Below are 17233 nucleotides of genomic sequence, written 5' to 3'. Positions count from 1 at the left end.
CCCAGGCTTTTCCCTGCCTTCGCCGCCAAGTCCGCGGCCTTGTTCTGCCCGACCATTTCCCCGAGTTTTTCCATGTCCGGGCTCTTCCTGTCCAGGAACGCGGCGACCTGCGCGTATTTCTTCTTGTCCTCGAGCTTGAGCTCGGGGAAGTAAGCGGAATAGGCGTCCTCAAGCTTTTCAGTAAGCAGATGTATCCCTTCGTCCATCGTGTCTATGCTCCTCGTGACGTACCCGAGCAGCATGTCCCTGCTCTTCAGCGCTTCCGTGGTCCCTATGCGTGAATTCCTTATGAACTTTTGGCGCACGGAGCTTCTCCCGCCCTCTCTCGAAAACCCGGTTTTCAGGTTTTTTTTAGTCTCTCGCTTAGCCATCGAATCACCAAGAATGAGTTCCTTAACCTACTATTGCAAACTATTTATTACTATCGGCTTCGCACGCCGCGCTGATTCCGCCCGCACCTTCTCCTTCCCCGCGTTCATCCATCCTTTTCCTGTATTCCGCGTAAATCTTGTCCACGGCTTTCTTGTCTATCCTTCCCCCGTTGTGCTTGTGCGGAACCAGGCCCCCGGAGAATTTCTTCGGGATGTGCATGAGCTCGTGTATGAGCACCTGAATCTTCCTTTCCTCGCCCAGATTATCAAAATGCTCGCTCACCACCTCAATCACGTAAAAGGGGTTCACGTCCAGCGCCTTCTGCCATATTTTCGGCAGGTTCCAAATCCGCGCGTACGCGTTCGCCTTGGCGCCGGTGCTCCTCATGCAAATTATCCTCGCGCCTATTATGTGCCTCATCTCCAGTATGTCCAGCAGGTGCTCGATTTTCTCCTGTATTTCCGGCGCGCTCTCCACTTCCATGCACGGAATTCGCAAGCCTGTTTTATTTCCTTTTCCGTTTTCAATTCACTTTTATCCATTTAAGATAACTTTAAAAATAGTGAAACACATAATTTATTCCAAACAATCTGGTGGTCTTATGGATTTCAAGTTTTTCGGAAAAATCAGGATGAAGAGCAGGATTGAACAGCCCCAGCCGGGCGCAGAGCCGAAAGTTCTGTACGGCGCTCTGCTCGAAGGCCTCAGGAAAATGGATGGAGCTGGCGTGGGGCGCGTAGTCCTTACAATTTATCCATGCGAGCAAGGGAGCGAAAGCGCCCCTAACTCAAGAAGCAATAAAAGTGCGACAGCTTACCGGCCTTTCAAAACGCTTCCTCCCGAAGAGCAGGACCTCATCAAGGACAGAAAAAGCTACGAGGTCGTATCTCTAATATCCCGTGTTGCACCCGAATCTTCAGATCTTTCCGGGGTGGAACGCACTGTTCGCACACGCATCCACCTTATGCTCCCCAAACTCGTCCCGTCCAACGAGCTGAACTATGTCACAACCATCACTCACCTGGACATCTTGTCCCTTTCTGTTTTTGTAAAAGAAGCGAGCGAAAGCGGATGGACTCCGGAAGGCATCGCGAAAGCAGTTTCCTTTGGAATAACCGAATGGCACGGGAAAACGCGCGAACTGATCGAGTTGAGCGGTGTTCATCCGGCACTGGAGCGGCTTGAAGCCCGCGGCATTTCGGCTTTTGAAAAAATGATGGCTGGAATGCGCGGCGCGATTGATGCTGCTAAAAGCGACCGTTCCTGAACTGGCACCCATTGGCAGCTGCCCCGCTTATTTTCCCTTTCGCATCGGAAAGCACGTCCCGTCCTCTTTTTATTCCTTGTCTGCAAAATCCACCCATGCAGTCAGTAGGAACCGTGATTACAACCGAGGAAAGCCCGTCCACCTCCGAATTCTCGTTCGTGTTCGACCCGAACGAAAGGGGCGTGAAAAAAGGGCAGTACGTCCAGACCGAAAGCGAAAACGGAATTGTTTTCGGGTACATAAACGAGATTTTCAGGAGCAACAGGTATTTCGAGCGCGCAGAAAGCGTAGCCGAATACGAGCGCATCTCCCCGATGAAGGACAATTTCCCCACCGCGAGCTGGGAATACATAATCGCCCAGGTAAAGGTTTTGGGCGTTTCAAAAGAAAGGAACTTCGTGCGCGCCTCCATCCCTCCCATTCCCGGAGCGAAGGTGCACATAGCTGATGAGAACCTGCTCAAATCCTTCCTGGGCTTGGACGAAAAAGGGCTCCTTCTGGGGAAAATCCAGCACCACGATGCGGATGCGAAAATTAATATGACGCGCCTGCTCCAGAAGCATTTCGCGATTCTCGCGATGAGCGGCGCGGGCAAATCCTACCTCTCCACTGTTCTGATAGAGGAGCTTTTGGACAGGAAGAAAGAAGAGGGCCGCGTAGCGGTTATAGTGATAGACATACACGGCGAGTACATGGGCTTCGCCGACGGAGTGTACGCGAACCGCACCAAAATAATAGAAGTGGGAAACAGGAAAAAAGGCTTCTCACTGCCCTTGAGAAAAGTGACCCCGGAAATGTTCGAGGAATGGCTCCCCATGCTTTCCCACGCCCAGCGCGCTCTCCTGCGCCAGTCCCTCAGCTCCCTGCACGACGATTACAAGAAGAACAGGAAAGCCTACTCTTTCAAGGATTTGATGAACGCGGTGGATGCGTATTACGACGAGGATTCCAAGCGCGCGGACAAGAGCGTGAAGCCGGCGCTAAAGCGCTCGCTTTCCGAAATAAAAAGGATGTGCATACTTTCCCAGAACATGGAAAACCCGAAGCTTACCGAAGCGGTCCAGCCCGGGAAGCTCCTGGTGCTGGATTTCAGCGACGTGGACAGTCTGCGGAAAAAGCAGGTAATCGTTTCCATGCTCGCCCGCAAGCTCTTCAAGATGCGGAGGAAAGGAAGGATACCCCCCTTCCTCCTCATCGTGGAGGAAGCGCACAATTTCGCAAGGGAAAAGGCAGAAGCTTACGAAGCGGTTTCCCGCTCCGTGATAGAGACAATCGCGCGCGAAGGAAGGAAGTTCGGCGCTTCTTTGTGCCTCATCACCCAGCGACCAGTTAACCTTAGCACAACCGCATTGAGCCAATGCAACACCCACATAATTCTGCGCGTCACCAACCCCAACGACCTGGACCACATCCAGATGAGCTCCGAGGGGATAGACGCGCGCATCGCGCGGAGCATAACCTCCCTGCGCGTGGGCGAAGGAATAATCGTGGGAGAAGCGACAAATGCGCCCATATTCGTTGATGTAAGGAGCATAAAGTCCAGAAGAAAGGAGAAGGGCAAGCCGCTCGCAGAACTCGCAGTGGAATACGAAAAGCTCCTGGAGAAAAAATCCGAGGACGCGGAAGCATTTCTGTGAAGCATAGGTAGATTTTTAATTTCCCGCACCCATTTCTATACCCTTAAGTTCAGAGGGTGGTTGAAGTCAAAAAATTCTACACAACAACAGCGATTCCGTACGTGAACGCGGCCCCGCACATAGGCCACGCGCTGGAATTCGTGCAGACCGACGCTATAGCGCGCTACCGCATCTCTCTCGGCGAGGATGTCGCACTGGTTACAGGAGCCGACGAGAACAGCCTGAAGAACGTGCACGCGGCAGAAGCCAAAGGCATAACCCCCGCGGAGCTCTGCGAAAAGAACGCCGCGGTTTTCAAGCAAATGGCCGAGAAAATCCGCCTTTCGTTCACCAGCTTCAAGCGCACTTCCCTCAAGAACGAGCACTGGCCCGGGGTGCAGAGGCTCTGGGAGCTCTGCGCTAAATCCGGGGACGTTTACAAAAAAACTTACCGGGGCCTCTATTGCGTGGGCTGCGAGTCCTTCTACGAGGAGAGCGAGCTTCCGGAAGGAGTGTGCCCCGAGCACAAGAAAAAGCCCGAACCAGTGGAGGAGGAAAACTATTTCTTCAGGCTCTCGCGCTACCAGGCGGACCTGGAGGAGCTGATAGAAAACGGCGAACTCAAGATTTACCCGGAGAAAAGGAAGAACGAGGTGCTCAGCTTCATACGCGGCGGGTTGCAGGACTTCAGCATCTCCCGCTCGGTCAAAAGGGCCAAGGGGTGGGGCGTTCCGGTCCCGGGGGACGAAACCCAAATCCAGTACGTGTGGTTCGACGCCCTGGGCACGTACCTCACCGGGATAGGCTACGGGACCGACGAAAAGCATTTCGAGAAATACTGGCCCGCCGAAGTGCACGTAATAGGGAAGGGGATTTTGAGGTTCCACGCGATTTACTGGCCCGCAATCCTGCTCTCCGCAGGGCTCAAGCCCCCGAAATCCATATTCGTGCACGGCTACATAACCGTGGAGGGGCAGAAGATGAGCAAGAGCCTGGGCAACATAGTGGACCCGCTCGCGCTGGTTGAGAAGTACGGCGCGGACGTGGCGCGCTACTACCTGCTGAGCGAAATCCCCACTTTCGACGACGGGGATTTTTCCGAGAAAAGGCTCATTGAAAAGAGCAACACCGAGCTTGCCGCGAACGTGGGAAACCTGGTGAACCGCACGATGGTGTTCCTCGCGAACAATTTCAACGGCGAGATACCGCACTCAGAGTTGGGCCAAGCTGAGCGCGCTTTCCTAGAGGCGCAGAAAAAGCAGATAGACGTGATAACAGGGCACCTCGACGCGCTGAGGCTCAAGGAAGCCATGGATTCAACAATGGCTTTCTCGAGCAACGCGAACAAGTTTTTCCAGGACTCAGCGCCGTGGAAGAGCGTAAAAGAGGACAAAGCACAGGCATCCGCTTCTCTTTACGTGCTCGCGAACCAGGTGAAGGACCTCGCGATACTGCTTTCAGTGCCGCTTCCGGATGCGGGCGAATCCATATTCTCCCAGCTCGGAATGGAAAAAAGGAAGTGGGATGATTTGGGCGTTCTTTCGCTCAAGCCAGGCCACAAGACAGGCAAGCCGAGCATCCTGTTCAGGAAGCTCGAGCCCAAGGTTTGAACCTTGGATTTTTGAGTTGGTATTTATGAAAACTCGAAAAGGAGAGGATTTGAAATTCGGGGCGAGCAACTTCGTCAGGGCAGATTACGTGGAGATGCGCCTCCAGAAGCTCGAGGAGAGAATAAATAAGCTGGAGAGAATGATAGAAAGCTTCACAAGGCCGCCGTTCGCGCCCCGCACGATAAGATGATAATAAACTTAAAGCTCCTTCAGGTACAGCCCCCAGATTAGGCCTTTTTCATCCTTTATTTCCCCCACCCTGGCGAACCCCACGCTCTCGTGCAAATTTATGGATATTAAATTCATTATCGGGGTTTCGAGGATTTCGCACACTATCCTGTCGTACCTGCCTTTCGCCTTTTCGAAGAGCGCGTACTCCAGGTCCCTGCCTTCCCCTGCGGACTGTTTCATCCGCGCAATATGCCTCAGGTACAGCGTGCGCCCCCCGAGTATTTTTTTCCTAATCTCAGGCCCGACTTTTATTTCGTTTTCCCATTTAGGCTTGAGCGCCATCCATTCCGCCAAATCGTACGAAAGCACGTACCCGTCCAGCTCGCCGTGGTAGCGCGACACCAGCACTATGTGCTTCTCTTTGTTCGTTATTATGCCCCTCAATTCGCTTTCGCTCACCGCGTACACCAGGAACCCGTCCGGATGGGGCTTGTTCTCCTCCCCTTCAAGCTTCGGCAGCAGTTTCTCTGCCTGGATTGAAAGCATTCCCGCTGCATCTTCGATTCCGGCTTCGCTGATTGCGAATTTCCCGCTTCCGTTCATGAAAACCAGCTGAAAAATCACTCCAATAAGACGCCGTTGACTATCCCGTCCTGGCCCACGCGGTTGGTTACCTTCACCTTTCCGATGTCGGTTTTGAGTATTGCCCCCCTGGTGATTATGTTCTCTCGTGCGAAATCCGCCCTGTGCGACTCGACCACGCCCATGATTTTCGCCTTCTTCATCCCTGCCTTGGTGAGCACGTTGACCGAATTGGCTTTTTTGAGCCTGAGCTTGCTGTTTCCGCCCTTGGTCCTGATGCTCTCGCGCACGAGCTTCTCCCCGACTTTGGTTGCGGTGAACCTCCGCCCGAGATGCGCGAGCTTCTTGTCCCTGAATTTAACCCTGCTCCCTCCTGTTCCGGAGCTCACTTTCTTTGTCCTGGACTCATGATACTGGTACATAGGATACACCTCAATCTAATACACCAAATTAGCGGGTTTTATAATGTTTAGTCAACTTTATAAAGTTTTATGCAGGTGCTCCGCCTCTCCTCTTCTCTTGGGAAAGAGGAGATAATAAGCGAATCCAAGGAATCCGCATTCATTGCAATAGCTCCCGGGCTCGCGCATTCAACCGAAGCGTTGGAATTGGCGCGCCTCCTCGCCAAAAGGAGCTTCAAAAACAAAACCAGCCTCGCGAAAACGTTCGGGCTCGAATTCCTGCTCTGGCTGAGCGCCGAAACCGATTTGCGGAAAGCGTTCAAAAAGAACGATTTCTCGAATTCGGATTTCATCATCGTTTCGTTCAGAAAACAGGATAAAAAAAGGATTCTAAAAAAACTCAATGCGAAAGAGAAGCCCATTTCCCTGAAACGCAAAGCCATCAATTCCGAACTGGAGAAAATCAGCCTTGCGCGGCTTTGAAGCTGCCATTGAGCTTCTCTATCTCGAACTTCACGCGTCCATGGTAGTCTGTGCACGAGTCGTGTAATACTGACTCAGCAGAGTCTATTATGTTCTTCGCCACTCCGCTCCTTAGGTGCCATCCGAATGCCTTGTAATGCAATTTGGCAGTCTCTTGCGAATCGGGGGCGAATTCAGCAGCGAATCCGCACGCAAAACCCGCGAGCCTGTGATTTTTAATCCCCGCGCAAGTACAATTCCCGGCGTATTTCTTCAGGAGCTCCAGCACCGTTTCCCTTGTTTTGTTTTGTTCGCTGCCCGCCGCGCTCTCTTCAACGGCCTTTGTGCACATTTGATATGCGCTCCTCAGGTCGTCTAGCGCAAAGCGCGACATTGGAGAACGGAGCAACAGCAGGCACTCTGCGTTTCCAAGAAGGCCCTGTGCGGAAAGCATCCGCCCATTTTTCTCTTCGCCCTCATAAATCTCGTGTGCCCTTTTAATCGCAGCCTGCGATTTTATCAAACATATTTCCCTCCTACCCCTCTCGTAAGCTTCTAGCAGCAGTTTCGCCCTTTTGAGGTGCGCTCCCGCGCGGAATTCAGGGCTGAAAGGCATCCAAAATCCGGCTTCAAAGCGCCTGAAGAACGCATTTGCCCTGAGCGCAAATGTCCCCTGCCCGTTCCCCCCAGACATCAATTTAGTTTTGAAATCAAATCCCATTTCCCCACCATCCATACCATCAATGTGTTTGCATTTATAAATAAGTGTATAAAAACGTTAAGGTTTTTATCTTTTTCACACCAAATGCATGCTATGCTCAATTACTCCTTTCTGCGCGAAATACAAAAGAAGGAGATAGAATCCTTCGAGCCTGTGAAAGTGGACAGGGATTTCTACGCGCAGCTCAGGCAATTCCTCGAGCTCAAAAAAAGCTCCGCGATGAAGAGCCAGTCCTTCATGGACATGCGCGAGTTCGAGAACGTGAAGAAAGTCGCGAAGAGCATAGTAGCGAAGAGGAAGGAGAAGCTGCTCATCCTCTCCTCGCTTTCCGAAGGCGAGGTCGAGGGGCTCGCTGACGAGGAGCAGGCGTTCCTCAAAGAGCTCAGGCGCATCTCCTCGGCCTCGTTCGGGCCCCTGGAATGCATTTTCGAGGAGCCGAAGGACGAGCAGGCGAAGATGAGGCTAAAGGTCGTGAAAACGATAGATGCTTATAAAGGTTTTGATAATAATATTTACGGGCCATTCAAGGAAGGCGAGGAAATCTCGCTCCCGGAGGAAGAGGCGGAGCTGCTTCTCAAGAGCAAGATGGCCGAACACATGTACTAATTGCTCCGATTCAAGGTGATTCAGAATGAAATATCCGAAAGAGGTCAGAACGTTCTGTCCGAACTGCAATTCGCACCAGACTCACAAGGCGAGGCTGGCGAGCAAGGGGCGCGCCCGCTCGATGGCGGTGGGGAACAGGAAGCACGAGAGGAGCCTGCACGGCCACGGAGGCAAGCGCGCCGGCGAAAAGACCGTGAAGAAGCAGGGCAAGAGGCAGAAGATAATCCTGGAGTGCCAGAACTGCAAGAAGAAGCAGGAGCGCGTCGTCGGCACCAGGACCAAGAAGAAACTCGAGATAAAGGCGTGATTCCTATGGCGAAATTCATAATAGTGAAATGCAAGTGCGGAAACGAGCAGAAGATGTTCGGAGCCCCTGCGATGAACGTGAAGTGCAGGGTGTGCAACGAAATCCTCGCCCAGGCCACCGGCGGCAAGCCAGCCCTTTCAGGCAAGCACATAAAGGATGCCGAATGAACGAAAAACCCAAGATTCCTGAGCAGAACGAACTGGTCCTTGCGACGGTGCGGAAGATAGTTCCCTACGGCGCGTTCTGCACCCTCACCGAGTACAACAACACCGAGGCGTTCCTCCACGTTTCCGAAGTCGCGTCGCGCTGGATAAAGAACATCCACGAATTCCTCTCGGACAACCAGAAGCTGGTCGTGCGGGTGCTGCGCGTGGACCGCGAGAAAGGCCAGGTGGACGTTTCGCTCAGGCGCGTGAACGAGGAGGAGAAGAAGAACAAGCTCGAATCCATAAAGCGCGCCTCGCGTTCCGACAAGCTCCTCGCGATTGCGCTCCAGAAGATAAAGAGCCCGATGAAGCTCCCTGAGCTCGCGGCGAAGCTCGAGGAAGTTTACGGCGAGCCATACGCGGCAATGGAATCCATCCTGGGGGGAGACACGCTCGCTGAAGTGCAGATTCCCGAGGACCTGAAGAAGGAGATAATAGACATAGTGCAGAAGAGCATAAAGCGCGCCCGCGTTTCCATCGCAGCCGAACTCACATTCAGATGCTTCGGCCCGGATGGGGTGGCGCACATAACCCGCGCGCTCTCCGTGAATGATGACGACGTGAAAATAACCTACGTGGGCGCCCCCCGCTACCATCTCGACGTTTTCGCCTCGGACTACAAGGAGGCGAAGAAGAGGATGGACAAGGTGCTCGCGAAGATATCCGACGGGGCAGGAAAAGATTGTGTTTTCGAGTATTCGATAGCCGAATGAACTGGGCCCTATCATGAAGAAGATACGGAAATGCCGGGACTGCGGCGCGTACACCCTCAAAGAGCGCCACTGCGCTTCGCTGGCGCAGTCAGCGCACCCAGCCCGGTTCAATCCGAATGACAAGTACGCCCGGCAGCGCAGGAAAGCCAAGGGCATTGAATGAAGTGATGCTTATGAAAGAAACGCTCGTCGTGGAGAAAAGGAAGTTCAAGGGCCTCAAAAATCCGCTTCTCATTACCGGGCTGCCGGGCATAGGTCTGGTGGGCCAGGTGGTGTGCAAGTACCTGATAAACAAGCTCGGAGGGAAAAAGGTCGCTGATATCTACTCCCCGTTCTTCCCGCACCAGGTCTTCATGACCAGGAAGGGTGCCATACGCCCCATAAAGAACATGGTTTACCTGGTGAAGGCAGGGAAGCGGGACGTGCTCCTTCTCATAGGCGACGTGCAGGCAATAACATCAGAAGGCCAGTACGAAGTCGCTGGAAAAATCCTGGATTACGGACAGAAGCTCGGCGTGGACGAAGTCATAACAATAGGCGGCTACAGCACGGGCAAGCTCAGCGAGAAGCGGAGGGTTTTCGCAGTGGTCACGGAGAAGAAGCTCATACCCGAGCTCAAGAAGGTCGGGATTGTGTTCGGAGAAGCCAAGGGCGCCATAGTCGGCGCAGCAGGCCTCCTTCCTGCGTTGGCTAGGGTGCGCGGCATGAAGGGGATATGCCTCATGGGAGAAACCCACGGCAGCTACGTGGACGCGACTTCGGCGCGGGACGTGATTCACGCGCTCGAGGACATGCTGGGATTCAAAGTGGACCTTTCGGACCTGGAGAAGCAGGCCAAGGAAGGCGAGAAGATAATCAAGAAGATAGAGGAGGAGATGCAGAAGCAGACCATAACCCCGTATTCGGCCGACAAGGGTGGGGTTTCGTACATAAGATGAGGTGGTTCCATGAAAGGACAGCTTTCGGCAGAGATGATAATCCTGCTCGCCGTGGTCCTTGCTGTGGTCGCGATAGTGGCCATACAGCTGACCAACACGGCCCAGAACGCGAGCGGAGCGGTGGAGAACCAGAGCAACAAGATACTGGAGAGGACCGGCGAAATCGCGGGCAACTTCACCTCAAAAGCAACCGCGCCGGCATTCTACGCCCTTCCGTAGCTCATGCGGAGATAGGATGAAGGCGCAGATTACGGCGGAGTACATGCTCCTCGCTGCATTATGCCTCACGCTCATCGTTTTTTCAATCTCCTCCCTCCTCAAAATCCGGGACGCAGGGGAAAAAGCCTACCGCATGGAGCTTTTCAAATCCTCTGCTGTTGAGATTTACAATGCAGGGGAGGAGCTGTGCGCCATGGGAAGCGGCAACTCATTTATTCTGAAGCCCCGCGAATCAATTTCTGTTTCTCATTCCGGGAACGAAGTTTTTTTCGAGAATTCCGACTTGAATCTCTCGGTTTCCAAACCTGCTTCGTGCCCTTATTCGGATTTTTCCGCTGAACCTGGTTCGGAAGCGGAAATAAAGAACGATGACGGAACCATAATTCTGAACTAATTAGCTGAGAGATAGAACCAGGCGTGCAGAGAAATGAATATAACACTATGCCGCCTATCCTGTTCATGCGCCTGTTTCTCATTGCGATGCTATCCGTTTTCCTACTAGGATGCTGCGGGCTCCATTTCGGGCCGGAAACTCCTTCGGCGCCCTACAACATCACCCTGTCCGAATCGCTCAATCCTTCCCTTAGGGTCTATGCTGTGGATAAGAACGCCAACCATGTGGCCAGAATAGCGGATGACGTATGGTTCTATCCAGTGGAACGAGGATTGCCCGAAGGCACGGTTTACGCTTTCCGATTGCTTGACCCAAAAGGCGGAGTGGCGGTGCCTGTGAATGAGAACTTCACGGCTGAAGCGCCGGGCAGGGAAAAAACTTCCGAGATAGGCGTCCAGCAATACCACGGCTTTCCGCCCGGCAACTACACCATAGAATTGGTCGTGCTGCAGAATGGGCATGGAACCATAGTCGCAAAAGCGAACATTACGGTATTTTCGCCATCTATGGAGGCTGCAGAATCCGCCCGGGAGCTGAAATTGAACTGTTCAGCGTTTCTTCCCAAAGACAACTATTCAAAACGCGACGAGCCTGGAGCCCAGGCACTCCAGGATTGCGCAGCACGCCTTGCGGCCGCCAGGAGCGACCTCGGAATATGCAAGGCGCTGGACCCATACTACTCCAACGGAGAAGGGCTGTGGGTCTCGGACAGCTGCATAAGCAACCTTGCCGACCTGACTGGAAATGTGGATTATTGCAGCGAGCTCTACCGGCTGACCGACCGCGGGAACTGCCACGCACGCCTGCTCAACGACACCGGCGAATGCACGCGGATGGTTTGCGACAGCAGCTGCATATATTTCTCTCTCGATGACCAAATAGACCTCTGCTTGCAGGGCTATGCAATCACCAAGCGCGACGCTTCTGTCTGCCCGATGATAAAGCGCGAAGATTACCGCACGCAATGTGTGGAAATTATCAATAGGATGAAATAAGGGGGCGCACAGCTCGTTGGGAGCGAAGTCAAACTAATAAGGAATTATCTTACATCTCCCTCAATTTTGTGTGCTAAACTCCTATCTCTTAGTTTTTAGGCATACATTTAGCTTGTGAAATGTGTGGTAAGTATTAATAACCTCCCATCGCATATATTACCATGAGAACGCGGAAAAAGACAGTGAACGGCCAGGAATACTACTATCTTGAGGAAACACTGAGACTGGAGAAGCCCAAGGTATATTCGCTATTCCTGGGAAAGAGAATGCCTGCCAGGGGCCAGATGGATAAAAAAAAGGACGAGCTTCTGGAAAAAATATATTCCGACCTGCTGGGAAGCGCAACGCGCATTTATCTGGCAAAAGAGGAGCTCATCGGGATTGAGAAGCAAAGACGAGTCTACGTTCAAAAAATGAAGCAACTGGGAAAGGCGGCGCAGAATGAAAAGGATGAAATAGATACCGTGAACTTTGTTTACACAACTCTGACTACCGAAGGCGTCCCCATAACCAAGGCAGATGCAGACCTTGCATACAAATTCACCGGCAAAAACGTAAGGAACGTAAGGGATGAGAATTTGCAGGTGGCACTCGACATGATCAAGGGGCTAAGGTATGTAAAGGAAAGCAAAAAAGGTATCTCATTGAACTTCTTGCTGGAGCTCCATAAACTCATTATGGCAGAGTACGAAGGGAAGAACCCGGGTAAATTCCGAAAAAAGCAGGCATACATTTTCCTGAAGAACTATGAAAAAGCTGAAGAAATAAGGTTTCGGCCGTCTGAACCCAGTGAAGTAAAAAACAAGATTTCCGGACTTGTGGAATGGTACAACATGAATGTGGGAAAGCTCAACGCAGTGGAACTGGCCGCGCTCCTTCACTTGCGCTTTTACATGATACATCCATTCGAAGACGGGAACAAGAGAGTATCCCGTCTGCTCCTGAACAAGGCGTTTTTCGATGCCAGCTACCCGATGCTGAACATATCAAGAGACCCGCAAGGATACTTCGATGCGCTCATCAAATCGGTCGAAAAGAAGGATGAGCAACCGTTTGTGCGCTTTGTCTTTGGGCAGTTTGGCAAGTATATATAGGATGCCGATAAAGCATGGCGTAACTGGCGTGCTGACTAATTCCCAGGTAACACTTGGCCGAAGAATGTTTCCCGGATAAAGGAATGTTTATTTACTTTCGGAAGGACAGGTAGCCATGCTTGGGTATTTCCTCATTATAAAACTTGCCGCGTGCCTGGCCGCACATTACCCGCTTTCCAAAAAAGGGATTGGATTGGAGATGCGAAAGGCAGGAATTGCCGATCTTGAATCAATACATAGAGTTGAGTTGGATGCTTTTTCAGCCGATCGCCAGGCTTCCATGGACGCCCTGGAAGAGCGATTGGAATTATTTCCGGACGGATTCTTTGTTTTGATTTATAACGGCCGGCTGGTTGGATTCTCAACGGCGCTGTTAATTGACGATTTCCGCACATTGGAAAAACTGGATTCCCCGGACAGGAAACTGCACAAACCAGATGGTGAGATTTACTACCTCAGAAGCGTCGCGATAATGAAAGAGTACCAGAAAAGGGGATTCGGAAAACTCTTAATCAACAGGCAATTGGAAAACGCCCGCAGCCTTGGAAAGGGCCATTTCAGGTTTACGGCTTCCAAAGATGTTGAGGCGTTCTACCTCGAGCTGGGATTCAAGAAGCTGGGCGTTTATGGCGAATTCCACAATTCCAAGCAAGTGGTTTGGGAATTCAGGCTGGCGGATTAGCCTTTTGTAAAAGCCATTCCCTAATTTTTCCGGCTCTCCACCAGGTCGAACGCGCTCCCGAGCAGCGTAGCCGGAAGCGAAAGCACCACAATGCGCCGCATCGTTGTTCCGAGCGGAGTGCCTGCGCCGTTTATCCCCAGAAGCCAGAGCATTGCCGCAGAAAAAAAGATTGCAAAGCAGTAGTGCACTGCCAGGCGGAGCGGGAAAACACCGAAGAGGGTTCATCCTCTTTTCTCCAAGGCGCCTCACCCCTATGCCGTAGCCGATGAGAAACGACAGGGCGAGCGTAATGAGCACTATGAGCAGCGCGTTAAAATCAGGCAGCGAATCGGCAATGCGCCCGATGTCAGTCTGGTAGGCATAGATGAGGCACCCGCGAGCGAACCGACGGCACTCTGAACCAGGTCCCGAGCATCGAACCTTTCTGGTTCTCTATCATACGGCATGGTCCATTTCACGTTTCCGCCTTAGGCGGCAGCGGCTTGCTCTGGCTCACGTACTTGCTCGTCTCCATATAATCGTAGCCTTTGCTCGCCTTCCTGTTCAGCTTGAAGAAAGAAAGCTGCGCAATCTTCATCCCTGCATGCAAAAATACGCTGTTCGGATTCACCGAATATATTTCAAGCGTTAGCGCGCTGGGCTCCTTTGCCCCGAATCCCGCGTGTATTATTCCGGCAGTCATGTGCACCATTATCCCCAGCCTTCCCAGGCTGGAGCGCCCCTCAATCTGCGCCGCAACGCTTTCAGAGAGCGAAATCCTCTCCAGCGTAGTCCCGAGCACGAACTGCCCGGGCTCCAGGGTGAACGAACCATTTATCTTCCTGGCCTCGAAAAAGTTCTCGGGCCTGTTCGGGTCTATCGTCTTCCCAAGCGTTTTGGAAACCAGAATATCATTTCCAAGCCTTATGTCCAGGCTGTCAGGCCCAAGGAAGGACTTGTCGAAAGGCTCTATCCTGATTCCGCCGTCCTTCATCGCGTCCAGCACATCCATGTCGCTCATCAATGACATGCTCAATCTTCGGCAATCCGCTTTTAAAACCTTTTTGAATAATGTTATTTTATGGCAGAATGGTGGGACCAATTAGTGAACCTAGTGTTCTCGCTCCCCGGGGGCCGCTTCACCGCATGGATAGTGGAACTCATATTATTCTCCATAGTCCTGTACGCGGTGTACAAGGCAATTTTCTACCTGATGAAAAGGGCGAGCGAAAAAACCAAGACCAGCTTTGACGACGAGCTCATCGCAAGATTGAAGGATCCTGCAAGGCTGCTCATATCCTTCACCGCAATTTTTCTTTCGCTGAACTACGCCTACCCGGCCACCAAGGTCGGGGACCTCGGGCTAACCGCGCTGTACACGCTCGCGCTCATGCTCAACGCGGCCTTCGCAGTGGACAGGATCTCAACTACTGTCCTGAGGTGGTACCAGCACGAACTAGCCCCAAAGACCAATTCCACGCTTGATGACGAGCTCATCCCGCTCATACAGAAGGTGATACGGGCAGCAATTTACATCGTTGCGATAATGCTGATACTGAACAACATCGGAGTGCAGATAACCCCGCTGCTCGCAGGCCTCGGAATCGCGAGCCTCGCAGTCGCCCTGGCGCTTCAGGATTCCCTGGGCAACTTCTTCGCAGGCGTGAACATCGCGGTGGACAGGCCCCTGAGAAGGGGGGACTACATAAGCACGGACGGCGGCGTGGAAGGAGTGGTGCAGGAGATGGGCTGGAGAAGCACCAAGATAATCAATCCGCAGAACAATTTCATAGTAATCCCGAACACGAAACTGGCTCAGGGAGTGATAACCAACTATTTCAGGCCCGACGAGAAGGTGCTCCAGACCGGCACAGTGGGGGTTTCCTACGATTCAGACGTGAACAACGTTTCCAAAGTGATAAAAGACGCAATAACAAACGCGACCCAGGCCAGCGAAAACCTGGCTCCGGACGTAGAGCCCCTAGTGCGCCTCACCTCTTTCGCAGATTTCTTCCTCGAATTCAAATTCACCTATGCAGTGAAGAATTACGCGCTCCGCGCCGCGGCCCTCGACGAGGTGAACCGCGCGATATTCTACGCATTCAGGAAAGAAGGGATAGAAATACCTTTCCCCACGCGCACCGTCCTCACTTACGGGCGCGAACTCCCGGGAGCGCAGTCCACCGGAAGCACCCAAGCGGCGCCCCAGCAAAAGAGGGAGAAGGAAGCAATTCCCGAGCAAAAGCCTGAAAAGCCGGCTTCCCTGAGGGCTGAAATAGAGCGCCTTGTAAGCCAGTCCCAGTCAATGCCGCCCGTTGATTCGCAGGAAAGCCAGCCCGAAGAGCCCGGGCTTGAACGCGATATTTTTGAAAAGCATTCGTTTACCTATGAAAGCGCAGAATCAGCCCAGGAATCCAACACTGAGCCCCCTGCGGAAAAGGAGAAGAAGGGAAGAAAAGAAAAACCCGGGAAGCCAAGGAAATTGAAATTCAAAAAGTAAATCTATTCAGTTTCATCGGCTTTCTGCACAAGCTTCACGGTCTTGCTCTTTATCGTCACCGGTATCGGGACCGCGACTTCCATGAGCTCCACAGTGAGTTCATCCTTGGCCTCCTCAGTCTTGATTACCCTGGCGCGCTCGCCCTTGAACGGCCCGGAAGTCATCTCCACGATGTCCCCGAGCGCTATCGCCGCGGCCTGCTGGTTGGAGGCCTTTATCAGCCCCTCTATTTCCGCAAGCTCCACCGGCTTCTTGAGGAATCCCTTCGCGTTCTTCATCTTCTGGACCAGCTTCGTAATCTCGTTCTCGTCGCTGGCCTCCACGAATATGTACCCCTTTATGTTCTCCACGCTCACTACTGAGTAAACGGCGAGCTTCGATGCCTTGGCCTTCTTGGCGAGCATTTCGGCCACTATCTTCTCCTGGCCCGTAGTTACCCTAACTATGTATATCATATCAATGACCCCTTAAATGAAGCGGAAAGCGAAGGAAACTATCGCGCCCGCGAGCCCGACTGCGACTATGCCTGCCCCGGTTATCTTGGCTATCTTCCAGAACTCGTCGTCGTCCGGCTTCTTCGCGATGGTTATTATCCTGATGGATTTCTTGATTGTTTCAATGTCCACTTTTTCACCCTACAAGGTCCAGGTTGAGGTTCTCGAGGCTCTCGTCCTGCTCCTCGCGCTCGAACTTCACCCCTGTAAGCACTATCATCGCCCTTATGCTGCTGGATTTCTGGCCGCTGCTCTGCTCTATCCTCGCGCCCCATATTATGTGCGCGTTCGGGTGAATCCTCTTCGAGGTTTCAGCAACTATGAGTTCGGCTTCCTTGAGCGTCATGTCCTCCCCTCCCACGACATTTATGAGCGCCCGGTTCGCAGTCGTCAAGTCAGCGTCCAGGAGCGGCGAGTTCAGCGAAGTTTCGACGGCTATTGTCGCCCTGTCCTCGGGCTTCGCGTCCACGCTGGACTCCCCAAGCCCTATGACCGCGAACCCGCCCTGCGTAAGTATCGTTTTCAAGTCCGCGAAGTCCACGTTCACCAGCCCTGCTTTAGTAACCAGCTCCGCAATCCCCTTCACGGCCCCTGCGAGCACCTCGTCGCACACCTTGAATGCGGTGTTGAGCGGAAGGTTCGGCGCAAGCGTGAGCAGCTTGTCGTTCCTTATCACTATCACGGTGTCCGAATTCCTCCTGAGTTTCTCCAGGCCCCCGAGAGCATTATCCAGCCTCACCCTCCCTTCAGAAGCGAAGGGCAGCGTCACTATGCTCACCACGAGCGCCCCGGCGGCTTTCGCCTGCTCCGCGATTATCGGCGCAGAGCCGGTTCCTGTGCCTCCGCCCAGCCCGCACGTCACGAATACCATGTTCACTCCGCTGAGCAGGTTCTTCACCTCCTC

27 protein-coding genes are annotated in these 17233 nt (G+C 52.9%); 17 read left to right on the top strand and 10 right to left on the bottom strand.

Going from position 1 to position 17233, the window contains the following annotated elements:
- Positions 1 to 371 (bottom strand): hypothetical protein (locus WC488_01370; protein ID MFA5077055.1); only part of this gene is annotated, 371 nt, incomplete at its 3' end.
- 40 nt (positions 372 to 411) lie between these two features.
- A complete protein-coding gene (locus WC488_01365) occupies positions 412 to 870 on the bottom strand; it encodes a putative metallopeptidase (GenBank protein MFA5077054.1) in 459 nt (152 codons plus the stop codon).
- Positions 871 to 973: 103 nt separating this feature from the next.
- Between WC488_01365 and WC488_01360 the strand changes: the two genes are divergently transcribed.
- The 4 genes from WC488_01360 to WC488_01345 all read left to right on the top strand — a co-directional run bounded on the left by WC488_01360 (position 974) and on the right by WC488_01345 (position 5055).
- Positions 974 to 1639 carry a hypothetical protein gene (locus WC488_01360; GenBank protein MFA5077053.1) on the top strand — a complete coding sequence of 222 codons (666 nt, stop codon included), beginning with the start codon at positions 974 to 976 and terminating at the stop codon, positions 1637 to 1639.
- Positions 1640 to 1734: 95 nt separating this feature from the next.
- A complete protein-coding gene (locus WC488_01355; protein MFA5077052.1) occupies positions 1735 to 3276 on the top strand; it encodes an ATP-binding protein in 1542 nt (513 codons plus the stop codon).
- Between the two features lie 56 nt (positions 3277 to 3332).
- Positions 3333 to 4865, top strand: a complete 1533-nt coding sequence (gene metG / locus WC488_01350; GenBank protein ID MFA5077051.1) for a methionine--tRNA ligase — start codon at positions 3333 to 3335, stop codon at positions 4863 to 4865.
- Positions 4866 to 4890: 25 nt separating this feature from the next.
- Positions 4891 to 5055 (top strand): hypothetical protein, encoded by a 165-nt coding sequence (locus tag WC488_01345; protein MFA5077050.1) that lies wholly within the window; start codon positions 4891 to 4893, stop codon positions 5053 to 5055.
- Positions 5056 to 5063: 8 nt separating this feature from the next.
- On the opposite strand, the gene WC488_01340 is transcribed toward WC488_01345, so the two are convergent.
- Positions 5064 to 5639 (bottom strand): hypothetical protein, encoded by a 576-nt coding sequence (locus WC488_01340; protein MFA5077049.1) that lies wholly within the window; start codon positions 5637 to 5639, stop codon positions 5064 to 5066.
- A gap of 17 nt (positions 5640 to 5656) precedes the next feature.
- Positions 5657 to 6040 carry a 30S ribosomal protein S8e gene (locus WC488_01335; GenBank protein ID MFA5077048.1) on the bottom strand — a complete coding sequence of 128 codons (384 nt, stop codon included), beginning with the start codon at positions 6038 to 6040 and terminating at the stop codon, positions 5657 to 5659.
- A 69-nt stretch (positions 6041 to 6109) separates the two neighbouring features.
- On the opposite strand from WC488_01335, the gene WC488_01330 reads away from it, so the two are divergent.
- Positions 6110 to 6502, top strand: coding sequence for a hypothetical protein (locus WC488_01330; protein ID MFA5077047.1), 393 nt, complete (start codon positions 6110 to 6112; stop codon positions 6500 to 6502).
- Here WC488_01330 and WC488_01325 read toward each other — a convergent pair.
- Entirely contained in the window at positions 6483 to 7202 is a 720-nt protein-coding gene (locus WC488_01325; GenBank protein MFA5077046.1) for a hypothetical protein, read from the bottom strand. The two genes, WC488_01330 and WC488_01325, sit on opposite strands and share 20 nt — an antisense overlap.
- Before the next feature lie 93 nt (positions 7203 to 7295).
- Here WC488_01325 and WC488_01320 point away from each other — a divergent pair, with 93 nt between their 5' ends.
- The 11 genes from WC488_01320 (at position 7296) to WC488_01270 (ending at position 13356) form a co-directional block, all read left to right on the top strand.
- Positions 7296 to 7808: a hypothetical protein gene (locus WC488_01320; protein ID MFA5077045.1), complete on the top strand. Its 513-nt coding sequence runs from the start codon at positions 7296 to 7298 to the stop codon at positions 7806 to 7808.
- 25 nt (positions 7809 to 7833) lie between these two features.
- Positions 7834 to 8115 (top strand): 50S ribosomal protein L44e, encoded by a 282-nt coding sequence (locus WC488_01315; protein MFA5077044.1) that lies wholly within the window; start codon positions 7834 to 7836, stop codon positions 8113 to 8115.
- A gap of 5 nt (positions 8116 to 8120) precedes the next feature.
- Positions 8121 to 8282, top strand: a complete 162-nt coding sequence (locus WC488_01310) for a 30S ribosomal protein S27e (GenBank protein ID MFA5077043.1) — start codon at positions 8121 to 8123, stop codon at positions 8280 to 8282.
- Positions 8279 to 9034, top strand: a complete 756-nt coding sequence (locus WC488_01305) for a translation initiation factor IF-2 subunit alpha (GenBank protein ID MFA5077042.1) — start codon at positions 8279 to 8281, stop codon at positions 9032 to 9034. The genes WC488_01310 and WC488_01305 overlap by 4 nt, the downstream gene beginning before the upstream one ends.
- 13 nt (positions 9035 to 9047) lie before the next feature.
- On the top strand, positions 9048 to 9197 hold the full coding sequence (locus WC488_01300) for a nucleolar RNA-binding Nop10p family protein (GenBank protein MFA5077041.1): 150 nt from the start codon (positions 9048 to 9050) through the stop codon (positions 9195 to 9197).
- A 10-nt stretch (positions 9198 to 9207) separates the two neighbouring features.
- Complete coding sequence (locus WC488_01295) at positions 9208 to 9972, top strand: proteasome assembly chaperone family protein (protein ID MFA5077040.1); 765 nt, start codon at positions 9208 to 9210, stop codon at positions 9970 to 9972.
- A gap of 9 nt (positions 9973 to 9981) precedes the next feature.
- On the top strand, positions 9982 to 10191 hold the full coding sequence (locus WC488_01290; GenBank protein ID MFA5077039.1) for a class III signal peptide-containing protein: 210 nt from the start codon (positions 9982 to 9984) through the stop codon (positions 10189 to 10191).
- Positions 10192 to 10207: 16 nt separating this feature from the next.
- The gene (locus tag WC488_01285) at positions 10208 to 10585 is read left to right on the top strand and encodes a hypothetical protein (GenBank protein ID MFA5077038.1); all 378 of its coding nucleotides are present in this window, start codon (positions 10208 to 10210) and stop codon (positions 10583 to 10585) included.
- A 65-nt stretch (positions 10586 to 10650) separates the two neighbouring features.
- The gene (locus tag WC488_01280; protein ID MFA5077037.1) at positions 10651 to 11580 is read left to right on the top strand and encodes a hypothetical protein; all 930 of its coding nucleotides are present in this window, start codon (positions 10651 to 10653) and stop codon (positions 11578 to 11580) included.
- Positions 11581 to 11741: 161 nt separating this feature from the next.
- Positions 11742 to 12674 carry a Fic family protein gene (locus tag WC488_01275; protein MFA5077036.1) on the top strand — a complete coding sequence of 311 codons (933 nt, stop codon included), beginning with the start codon at positions 11742 to 11744 and terminating at the stop codon, positions 12672 to 12674.
- 115 nt (positions 12675 to 12789) lie between these two features.
- Entirely contained in the window at positions 12790 to 13356 is a 567-nt protein-coding gene (locus WC488_01270; GenBank protein ID MFA5077035.1) for a GNAT family N-acetyltransferase, read from the top strand.
- 20 nt (positions 13357 to 13376) lie between these two features.
- On the opposite strand, the gene WC488_01265 is transcribed toward WC488_01270, so the two are convergent.
- Together WC488_01265 and dcd are read right to left on the bottom strand one after the other, a co-directional pair.
- A complete protein-coding gene (locus WC488_01265; protein ID MFA5077034.1) occupies positions 13377 to 13544 on the bottom strand; it encodes a DUF2391 family protein in 168 nt (55 codons plus the stop codon).
- A 266-nt stretch (positions 13545 to 13810) separates the two neighbouring features.
- Entirely contained in the window at positions 13811 to 14365 is a 555-nt protein-coding gene (gene dcd, locus WC488_01260; GenBank protein MFA5077033.1) for a dCTP deaminase, read from the bottom strand.
- 51 nt (positions 14366 to 14416) lie between these two features.
- On the opposite strand from dcd, the gene WC488_01255 reads away from it, so the two are divergent.
- Positions 14417 to 15835, top strand: coding sequence for a mechanosensitive ion channel family protein (locus tag WC488_01255; GenBank protein ID MFA5077032.1), 1419 nt, complete (start codon positions 14417 to 14419; stop codon positions 15833 to 15835).
- Positions 15836 to 15837: 2 nt separating this feature from the next.
- On the opposite strand, the gene WC488_01250 is transcribed toward WC488_01255, so the two are convergent.
- From WC488_01250 to WC488_01240, 3 genes are all read right to left on the bottom strand, one after another.
- Positions 15838 to 16290, bottom strand: coding sequence for a transcription elongation factor Spt5 (locus tag WC488_01250; protein ID MFA5077031.1), 453 nt, complete (start codon positions 16288 to 16290; stop codon positions 15838 to 15840).
- Positions 16291 to 16302: 12 nt separating this feature from the next.
- Positions 16303 to 16461, bottom strand: a complete 159-nt coding sequence (locus tag WC488_01245; protein ID MFA5077030.1) for a protein translocase SEC61 complex subunit gamma — start codon at positions 16459 to 16461, stop codon at positions 16303 to 16305.
- A 4-nt stretch (positions 16462 to 16465) separates the two neighbouring features.
- Positions 16466 to 17233, bottom strand: a 768-nt coding sequence (locus WC488_01240; protein MFA5077029.1) for a cell division protein FtsZ, incomplete at its 5' end; no start/stop codon positions are given.

The sequence above is a fragment of the Candidatus Micrarchaeia archaeon genome (genome assembly GCA_041650355.1).
Taxonomy (GTDB): Archaea; Micrarchaeota; Micrarchaeia; order Anstonellales; family Bilamarchaeaceae; genus JAHJBR01.
The sequence above is the reverse complement of the archived record's forward strand: the minus strand, read 5'-3'. Positions and strand labels throughout refer to the sequence as shown.

Bases quoted from the DNA above. Each gene is read 5' to 3' on its own strand.
- WC488_01355 (MFA5077052.1), top strand. From the start codon at position 1,735: ATGCAGTCAGTAGGAACCGTGATTACAACCGAGGAAAGCCCGTCCACC.
- WC488_01285 (MFA5077038.1), top strand. From the start codon at position 10,208: ATGAAGGCGCAGATTACGGCGGAGTACATGCTCCTCGCTGCATTATGC.
- WC488_01340 (MFA5077049.1), bottom strand. From the start codon at position 5,639: ATGAACGGAAGCGGGAAATTCGCAATCAGCGAAGCCGGAATCGAAGAT.
- WC488_01335 (MFA5077048.1), bottom strand. From the start codon at position 6,040: ATGTACCAGTATCATGAGTCCAGGACAAAGAAAGTGAGCTCCGGAACA.
- WC488_01305 (MFA5077042.1), top strand. From the start codon at position 8,279: ATGAACGAAAAACCCAAGATTCCTGAGCAGAACGAACTGGTCCTTGCG.
- WC488_01270 (MFA5077035.1), top strand. From the start codon at position 12,790: ATGCTTGGGTATTTCCTCATTATAAAACTTGCCGCGTGCCTGGCCGCA.
- WC488_01275 (MFA5077036.1), top strand. From the start codon at position 11,742: ATGAGAACGCGGAAAAAGACAGTGAACGGCCAGGAATACTACTATCTT.
- WC488_01250 (MFA5077031.1), bottom strand. From the start codon at position 16,290: ATGATATACATAGTTAGGGTAACTACGGGCCAGGAGAAGATAGTGGCC.
- WC488_01320 (MFA5077045.1), top strand. From the start codon at position 7,296: ATGCTCAATTACTCCTTTCTGCGCGAAATACAAAAGAAGGAGATAGAA.
- WC488_01310 (MFA5077043.1), top strand. From the start codon at position 8,121: ATGGCGAAATTCATAATAGTGAAATGCAAGTGCGGAAACGAGCAGAAG.
- dcd (MFA5077033.1), bottom strand. From the start codon at position 14,365: ATGTCATTGATGAGCGACATGGATGTGCTGGACGCGATGAAGGACGGC.
- WC488_01360 (MFA5077053.1), top strand. From the start codon at position 974: ATGGATTTCAAGTTTTTCGGAAAAATCAGGATGAAGAGCAGGATTGAA.
- WC488_01345 (MFA5077050.1), top strand. From the start codon at position 4,891: ATGAAAACTCGAAAAGGAGAGGATTTGAAATTCGGGGCGAGCAACTTC.
- WC488_01315 (MFA5077044.1), top strand. From the start codon at position 7,834: ATGAAATATCCGAAAGAGGTCAGAACGTTCTGTCCGAACTGCAATTCG.
- WC488_01330 (MFA5077047.1), top strand. From the start codon at position 6,110: ATGCAGGTGCTCCGCCTCTCCTCTTCTCTTGGGAAAGAGGAGATAATA.
- WC488_01280 (MFA5077037.1), top strand. From the start codon at position 10,651: ATGCGCCTGTTTCTCATTGCGATGCTATCCGTTTTCCTACTAGGATGC.
- WC488_01295 (MFA5077040.1), top strand. From the start codon at position 9,208: ATGAAAGAAACGCTCGTCGTGGAGAAAAGGAAGTTCAAGGGCCTCAAA.
- WC488_01255 (MFA5077032.1), top strand. From the start codon at position 14,417: ATGGCAGAATGGTGGGACCAATTAGTGAACCTAGTGTTCTCGCTCCCC.
- WC488_01300 (MFA5077041.1), top strand. From the start codon at position 9,048: ATGAAGAAGATACGGAAATGCCGGGACTGCGGCGCGTACACCCTCAAA.
- WC488_01290 (MFA5077039.1), top strand. From the start codon at position 9,982: ATGAAAGGACAGCTTTCGGCAGAGATGATAATCCTGCTCGCCGTGGTC.
- WC488_01325 (MFA5077046.1), bottom strand. From the start codon at position 7,202: ATGGGATTTGATTTCAAAACTAAATTGATGTCTGGGGGGAACGGGCAG.